Origin of the sequence: Peribacillus sp. NPDC060253 (assembly GCF_042727425.1) — a bacterium.
Lineage (GTDB): Bacteria > Bacillota > Bacilli > Bacillales > DSM-1321 > Peribacillus.
In genome coordinates this window covers 1-7,832 of the sequence record NZ_JBHXAS010000169.1, presented here as the reverse complement: position 1 = coordinate 7,832, position 7,832 = coordinate 1, and the positions used below count along the sequence as shown (strand labels likewise).

Genomic DNA, 7,832 nt, shown 5'->3' with positions numbered 1-7,832 from the left:
AGATATATTAATATCATTATTCCATGAAAAGATGGGCTATTTTGTGGAACAGATCGAAGAAGAGCTAAAAGGAAAGACCACAGCTTCGGAAAAAATGCTTGTACTCATACAAAAACATTTTCAAAACCTTTCAGAAGACGTGAATTTAGCAATTGTCACTCAGTTGGAATTAAGACAGTCGAATAAAGAATTACGCCTAAGAATTAATGATGTGTTAAGAGGATATTTAAATTTAATCGATCAGATCATTATAGAAGGAAAAGAGAACGGCGAGTTCATGCCTGATTTAAACAATTTGCTTGCAAGGCAAATGATTTTTGGAACGATTGACGAAACAGTGACGACTTGGGTCATGAATGAGCAAAAGTATTCGCTCTCAGACCTTGCACCTGACGTTCACCGCCTTCTACTTGGCGGCTGTGGCTTGAGAAGTTAACGATTTTTATAGAGGATGGCTAGCCATCCTCCAAAAATCGGTTAATTTTGCTTTCCGGATTCATTGGGAAGTGATACATATTAAATTTTCAAAAAAGTTTGACTAGCATGCCAGGAGGGATAGATATGGAATACCTAAAGCTTTCTGTCGAAAATCATGTGGCCTTTATAACGATTGATCATGCACCCGCAAATGCGCTTTCCTCGGCAATCATCGGAGAGTTGTCACTGGCCTTCGATCAAATTGAGCAAAACGAAGCCGTACGGGTTGTCCTTCTTCATGGTGAAGGAAGATTTTTCTCTGCAGGAGCAGACATTAAAGAGTTTACAGAAGTGAAAAACGGTAAAGCTTTCGAGAAACTGACCAAGAATGGTCAATCTGTATTTGAAAAAATTGAATCTTTTCCAAAACCGGTCATTGCAGCCATTCATGGAGCTGCGCTTGGCGGAGGATTGGAACTGGCTATGTCCTGTCACATCCGTTTGGTAACCGAAAGGGCAAAACTAGGTTTGCCTGAGCTTCAGCTCGGCTTAATACCTGGATTTGCAGGCACCCAACGACTTCCTCGTTATGTGGGTACAGCAAAAGCAGCTGAGATGCTGTTTACAAGTGAACCGATTACTGGTATCCAAGCCGTACAATGCGGGCTGGCAAATCATGCCTACACGGATGAAGAACTAATTCCAAAAGCGGTGGAGCTAGCCAATAAAATTGCCAAGAAGAGTCCTCTTGCGTTAAAGGCGGCTATAGAGCTATTGAATTTTTCTAAGCATGATTCCTACTATAAAGGTGTGGAACGGGAAGCCGTTCTCTTTGGCCAAGCTTTCGATACGGCTGATGCACAAGAGGGAATTGGAGCTTTCATTGAAAAAAGAGAAGCTGTATTCAAAGGGAAATGATATGATTTCCCTTCATATATAAATAACTATTTTTAAATATTATGCAGGATTTTGATGAAATCTGAAGAATACAATTATATATATCAATAATATTCATAATCTTCAAAACTCAAATTATTCGGGAGGTATTATCGTGAACATTTATGTGCTGCTGAAAAGAACATTTGATACAGAAGAAAAGATTACTCTATCCAACGGGAAAATTAATGAGGATGGAGCAGAGTTCATCATCAATCCATACGATGAGTATGCGGTCGAAGAAGCAATCCAAGTGCGTGATGCACATGGCGGCGAAGTAACGGTAATTTCAGTCGGAACCGAAGAGGCTGAAAAGCAATTACGTACAGCGCTTGCTATGGGTGCCGACAAAGCCGTATTGATTAATATAGAAGACGACATAGAAAATGGTGACCAATTCACGACTGCCAAAATCATAGGTGAATACTTAAAAGGCAAGAATGCAGACTTAATCATTGCAGGAAACGTTGCAATCGATGGCGGCTCTGGTCAAGTGGGACCACGCGTTGCAGAAATTTTGGAAATTCCTTATATTACAACCATCACTAAATTGGAAATCGCAGCTGGAAATGTAAGCGTTATCCGCGATGTTGAAGGGGACTCTGAAACGATCGAAGCATCTCTTCCATTGTTGGTGACCGCTCAACAAGGGTTAAATGAGCCACGTTATCCTTCATTACCAGGAATCATGAAAGCGAAGAAAAAACCGCTTGAAGAATTGGAATTGGATGACCTGGATTTGGAAGAAGAAGATGTTGAAGCAAAAACAAAAACGATAGAAATCTATCTTCCCGCTAAAAAAGAGGCTGGAAAGGTATTGAACGGCGAGATCGGTGATCAAGTTAGCGAACTTGTTCAATTATTACGCAGCGAAGCAAAGGTGATTTAATCAAAACTGTTCTTTTCTGAACTAACAACACACAACAAAAAGATACCAGGAGGTTTTTATAAATGGCTAGAAAGTTTCTTGTATTGGGCGAAGTTCGCGACGGTTCACTAAGAAATGTATCATTTGAAGCTATCGGTGCGGCTAAACTTGCTGCTGATGGCGGAGAAATCGTAGGTGTTTTAGTTGGTGACAGTGTTCAAAATTTTGGGAATGAATTGATTCAGCATGGTGCAGACCGGGTTGTTGCAGTTGAAAATGATCAATTGAAACAATATACATCAGATGGTTATGCACAAAGCTTGCTTGCCGTCATCGAGCAGGAAAAGCCAGAAGGAATTTTCTTCGGGCATACGGCTCTCGGAAAAGACCTTGCCCCTAAATTGGCTGGAAAGCTTGAATCAGGATTGATTTCAGATGTTACCTCCATTGAAGAAGAAGGCGGAAATATCGTTTTTACCCGCCCGATTTATTCTGGTAAAGCATTTGAAAAGAAAATTGTTACAGATGGAGTGATTTTCGCGACAATCCGTCCGAACAATATTGAACCATTAGCGAAAGACGAGTCCCGCTCTGGTGATGTTTCTACATTAAGTGTGGATATTAAGGATTTACGCACCATCATTAAAGATGTTGTTAGAAAAGCAAGTGAAGGGGTCGACCTTTCAGAAGCAAAAGTGATCATTGCAGGCGGACGTGGTGTGAAAAGTGAAGATGGCTTTGAACCATTAAAGGAACTGGCACAAGTTCTTGGCGGAGCGGTAGGTGCTTCCCGTGGTGCATGTGATGCGGATTATTGCGATTATTCTCTGCAAATCGGGCAAACGGGTAAAGTCGTTACACCTGACCTTTATATTGCCTGCGGAATATCTGGAGCGATACAGCATTTAGCTGGCATGTCCAACTCCAAAGTTATCGTTGCCATCAACAAAGACCCTGAAGCTAACATTTTCAATGTAGCTGACTACGGAATTGTCGGAGACCTTTTCGAAGTCGTTCCATTACTGACGGAAGAATTCAAAAAACTAAAAGTTAACGCGTAAATCAAATAAATGAAAGACAAGGGGCAAGACATTCGGCTAAGCCGATACACGTCTTGCCCCTTTATTTGGGCTAATAGGGAAAGCGTTAAGCCTGCATATTCGCTCTTTTTTAGGACATCCTACCACTGAAGCAAAATGTTAGCATCGTTTCTACCTTCAATGGTATACTGTCTTTAGTTATTTGAGTAAATTTGAGGAGGAAATATATATGGCTATTGTAAATGCAACTGACCAAACTTTCACGACTGATACGAACGAAGGTGTCGTTCTTGTAGATTTTTGGGCACCATGGTGCGGACCTTGTAAAATGATCGCTCCTGTACTTCAAGAGCTTGATACTGAAATTGGCGATACAGCGAAAATCGTAAAAGTTGATGTAGATGAAAACCAAGAAACAGCAGGAAAATTCGGTGTGATGAGCATCCCGACATTAATCGTCCTTAAAGACGGTGAAGTGGTGGATAAAGTGGTTGGTTTCCAACCAAAAGAAGCTCTTGCTGAACTTATTGCAAAACACGCTTAATAGTAAGATAGCTAAAAAAAGCTTCAAGTCTGCGGACTTGAAGCTTTTTTCGCTATCTTGATATATAATATTGAAAATGGGATAACAGGAGGCTGTATATATGAACCAACAAATAAAGAATAAACTTGCCCTTCTTCCCGATCAACCTGGTTGTTATTTAATGAAAGATCGTCAGGGAACGATCATTTATGTAGGCAAAGCGAAAGTGTTGAAAAACCGTGTCCGTTCTTATTTCAGGGGATCCCATGATGGAAAGACATTTCGGCTCGTTAATGAGATAGAGGATTTCGAATACATTGTCACCTCTTCCAATATCGAGGCTCTTATTTTAGAGTTGAACCTAATCAAAAAACATGATCCAAAATATAATGTCATGCTTAAGGATGATAAGACGTATCCTTTTATTAAGTTGACGGCGGAACGGCATCCCCGTCTAATCATTACGCGAAAAGTCAAAAAGGATAAAGGGAAATATTTCGGTCCTTATCCGAACGCTTTTGCGGCTAACGAGACGAAAAAATTACTTGACCGCATCTATCCTCTTAGAAAATGCAATACCTTACCGGATCGAGTTTGTCTCTATTATCACCTAGGACAGTGTCTGGCTCCATGTGTATATGATGTAGAGGAACAGGAATATAAAAAAATGGTGGAGGATATCAATCGGTTTTTGAACGGCGGCCATACCGAGATAAAAAAAGAACTGACAGAAAAAATGCTGGAGGCATCCGAAGAGCTCGATTTCGAGAGGGCCAAGGAGTTCCGTGACAAAATTGCCCACATCGATATCACGATGGAGAAGCAGAAAATGATGACGACGGATTTCATCGACCGTGATGTATTTGGCTTTGCCTATGATAAAGGCTGGATGTGCGTTCAAGTATTTTTTGTGCGACAGGGTAAATTGATAGAAAGGGATGTTTCACTTTTTCCTGTCTATGATGAACCGGAACAGGAACTTCTTACATTCCTGGGTCAGTTTTACGAGATTACCAACCACTTTAAACCAAAGGAAATTTTGCTTCCTGAATCAGTGGATGCCGAAATGGCCGAAGGGCTGCTTGGTGTGAAAACGATTCACCCGAAACGGGGAGCGAAAAAAGATATGCTTAAACTGGCGAATAAAAACGCCTCCATCGCCCTACAGGAAAAATTTTCTTTGATTGAACGAGATGAAGAACGAACGATCAAAGCCGTGGAAAACCTCGGGTTCCAATTGGGCATCTATACCCCGCATCGAATTGAAGCCTTCGATAACTCCAATATCCAGGGAAGTGACCCTGTTTCCGCTTTAGTCGTGTTCATTGATGGGAAACCGGAAAAAAGGGAGTACCGCAAATATAAGATCAAAACGGTCCAGGGACCTGATGATTATGAATCGATGCGTGAAGTGGTTCGAAGAAGATATTCACGAGTATTGAAAGAAGGGCTGCCACTTCCGGATCTAATCATCATTGATGGCGGAAAGGGACATGTGGAAGCAGTTCGAGATATTTTGGAAAATGAATTGGGCCTTGATATTCCACTTTCGGGTTTGATTAAAGATGAAAAACACAGAACATCGCAATTGATGATTGGCAACCCGCTTGAACTTGTTCCGCTTGATTCACGGAGTCAGGAATTTTACTTATTGCAAAGAATTCAGGATGAAGTGCATCGGTTTGCGATTACGTTTCATCGCCAGCTACGCGGGAAAAATGCGGTTCACTCACAGCTTGATGATATTCCAGGAGTCGGGGAAAAGCGGAGAAAGCAATTATTAAAGCATTTTGGGTCATTGAAGAAAATCAAAGAGGCAACGACCGAGGAAATTATGGACGCAGGCATGCCAAAAGGGGTAGCCGAGGGAATCGTTAGAAAATTGCAAGAATAATCTTGCTTGCGATAAATCTCTATGCTATGATTAGAAGGAATTTTTAATTAGACAACTTAAAAGTGCTGATAGAGGTGCGGAATTCAAGAGTAAAAACCTGGAGAAGTATGAGCTTCCATGATAGGTTTTGAAAGGGGAGGACGCCGAAGGAAGACAAGACTCATACCTTGTTTTTCTGGTCTGACATTTAATAAATGGCGGATTGTCAGGGTTTATACCCTGGAGAGCTATCTCACTGTGTTTACAGTATTAGATATGTGATCACAGCAATGAGATATTTCTCATTGCTTTTTTTATTGCCTAAAAAGGTAGAGAGGGTGCATGAGGATGGCATTAATCGTTCAAAAATTCGGCGGAACATCCGTCGGTAGCGTAGAAAAAATCAAAAATGTTGCCAAACGGGTAATCGAGGAAGCGGAGAATGGAAATGAGGTAGTCGTCGTTGTTTCGGCTATGGGGAAAACCACGGATCAATTGGTTTCCATGGCCCGTGATATTTCCGGATCCCCGAGCAAGAGGGAAATGGATATGCTATTGACTACAGGAGAACAGGTAACGATTTCCTTGTTAACGATGGCATTGATTGAAGAAGGACATGAAGCCATTTCGTATACTGGCTGGCAAGCCGGCATGCAAACGGAATCCGTTCATGGGAATGCCCGGATTTTAAACATCGATGCTTCAAGGATCCAAGCTCAGCTTTTGGAAAAGAAAATAGTGGTCGTAGCCGGTTTCCAGGGGAACGATGCAAATGGGGAGATCACTACCTTAGGGCGAGGCGGTTCCGATACGACGGCGGTTGCCATCGCTGCAGCGCTGAATGCGGATAGATGCGATATTTATACGGATGTAACGGGTGTTTTCACAACGGACCCACGCTACATAAAAGGCGCTCGAAAACTCCAATCCATTTCTTACGATGAAATGCTGGAACTTGCCAATCTGGGGGCAGGCGTCCTTCATCCAAGGGCTGTCGAATATGCAAAAAACTATCAAATTCCGCTTGAAGTCCGTTCGAGCATGGAGAAAGAATCAGGAACGATCATTGAGGAGGAAGCAACTATGGAAGAAAACTTAATCGTACGCGGCATTGCTTTTGAAGACAGTATTACAAGAGTCACAGTATATGGTTTGCCCCAATCACTTGGTGTATTATCAACAATTTTCACGACACTTGCGAAAAACAGAATTAATGTGGACATTATCATTCAAAGCATGACCGCCGAGGATACCACCAATCTATCATTCTCCATTAAAAGTGAAGATACGGAAGCAGCCTTGATCGTGCTGGAAAATAATAAAGAAAAATTGGCATTCAATCGTATTGAAACGGAAGGCGGTTTGGCCAAAGTGTCCATCGTCGGATCCGGTATGGTATCCAATCCAGGAGTGGCCGCCGAGATGTTCGAAGTGATGGCCCATACAGGCATCCAAGTGAAAATGGTTAGCACATCGGAAATAAAAGTCTCGACAGTTGTCAATGAAAAGGAAATGGTGAAGGCTGTCGAATCTCTTCATGAAGCATTTAAACTTGGACAGCATGCAAATGTACTAGCTTGAGAATGAATGGAGCCCAATAAAAAAACAGACTTCCGGTTAAAAGGGTAAGTCTGTTTTATGGGCTTATTAGATTGGATCTCTGGGATCCCATTGAATGGTGAATGTCACCTTTTTTGCGCGGCGTTTGACTTCTTCCGTTGATTCGCTGAGGAATTTTTTTTGCAGTGTAAACTGCTCGGCAAGGAAGCCGGCTTCAAGTTGGAAGTGACAGTCAGGATGTAAATCCAGTCGGCGGCTGATTATTTCACCGGTCAATGAGTATTCCATCTCGTTTTTCGTATACTTCATGATTTCGAGATTGCCCCATCCAGCGCTCTGGAAAAATCCAATAATTTCCTGATCGCCATTCAATGGAAATTTTCTTGCTAGCTGTTTACCTGCCCAATAGAGGATTTGATTAGAGTCTTTTCCGAGAATATCGTTCAATAGAACTTCTCTGATTAATTCATATCCGAAAGCTGGAACTTGGAAATCTTCAGTTTGAATTTGTTCAGTTTCAATTTCTTCTTCTATCGCAGCAGCAATATTTTTTTTCATAGATTATCGCCTCTTTCTGTAAATCTATTATAAACGTTTTTCTTTTGCAAATTATAC

8 protein-coding genes and 1 riboswitch are annotated in these 7,832 nt (G+C 41.6%); of the genes, 7 read left to right on the top strand and 1 reads right to left on the bottom strand.

All coding sequences use genetic code 11. The features are described 5' to 3' along the window. The 7 genes from ACFWE9_RS24740 to ACFWE9_RS24710 form a co-directional block, all read left to right on the top strand. A partial coding sequence (locus ACFWE9_RS24740; protein ID WP_377359305.1) for a TetR/AcrR family transcriptional regulator C-terminal domain-containing protein occupies positions 1-436 on the top strand: 436 nt, incomplete at its 5' end. A gap of 125 nt (positions 437-561) precedes the next feature. Then, a complete protein-coding gene (locus ACFWE9_RS24735; RefSeq protein WP_377359303.1) occupies positions 562-1,335 on the top strand; it encodes an enoyl-CoA hydratase in 774 nt (257 codons plus the stop codon). A 133-nt stretch (positions 1,336-1,468) separates the two neighbouring features. Next, positions 1,469-2,242: an electron transfer flavoprotein subunit beta/FixA family protein gene (locus ACFWE9_RS24730; RefSeq protein ID WP_230154822.1), complete on the top strand. Its 774-nt coding sequence runs from the start codon at positions 1,469-1,471 to the stop codon at positions 2,240-2,242. 62 nt (positions 2,243-2,304) lie between these two features. Further along, complete coding sequence (locus ACFWE9_RS24725; RefSeq protein ID WP_230154823.1) at positions 2,305-3,282, top strand: electron transfer flavoprotein subunit alpha/FixB family protein; 978 nt, start codon at positions 2,305-2,307, stop codon at positions 3,280-3,282. A 208-nt stretch (positions 3,283-3,490) separates the two neighbouring features. Then, entirely contained in the window at positions 3,491-3,805 is a 315-nt protein-coding gene (trxA, locus tag ACFWE9_RS24720; protein ID WP_061464310.1) for a thioredoxin, read from the top strand. 100 nt (positions 3,806-3,905) lie between these two features. After that, positions 3,906-5,678: an excinuclease ABC subunit UvrC gene (gene uvrC / locus ACFWE9_RS24715; protein ID WP_377359300.1), complete on the top strand. Its 1,773-nt coding sequence runs from the start codon at positions 3,906-3,908 to the stop codon at positions 5,676-5,678. Positions 5,679-5,739: 61 nt separating this feature from the next. Then, a riboswitch (Lysine riboswitch) is annotated at positions 5,740-5,916 on the top strand. Between the two features lie 89 nt (positions 5,917-6,005). After that, positions 6,006-7,238 (top strand): aspartate kinase, encoded by a 1,233-nt coding sequence (locus ACFWE9_RS24710; RefSeq protein WP_230154827.1) that lies wholly within the window; start codon positions 6,006-6,008, stop codon positions 7,236-7,238. 66 nt (positions 7,239-7,304) lie between these two features. Here ACFWE9_RS24710 and ACFWE9_RS24705 read toward each other — a convergent pair whose 3' ends face one another. Continuing rightward, positions 7,305-7,775, bottom strand: coding sequence for a YslB family protein (locus ACFWE9_RS24705; RefSeq protein ID WP_230154829.1), 471 nt, complete (start codon positions 7,773-7,775; stop codon positions 7,305-7,307). Positions 7,776-7,832: the final 57 nt, after the last annotated feature.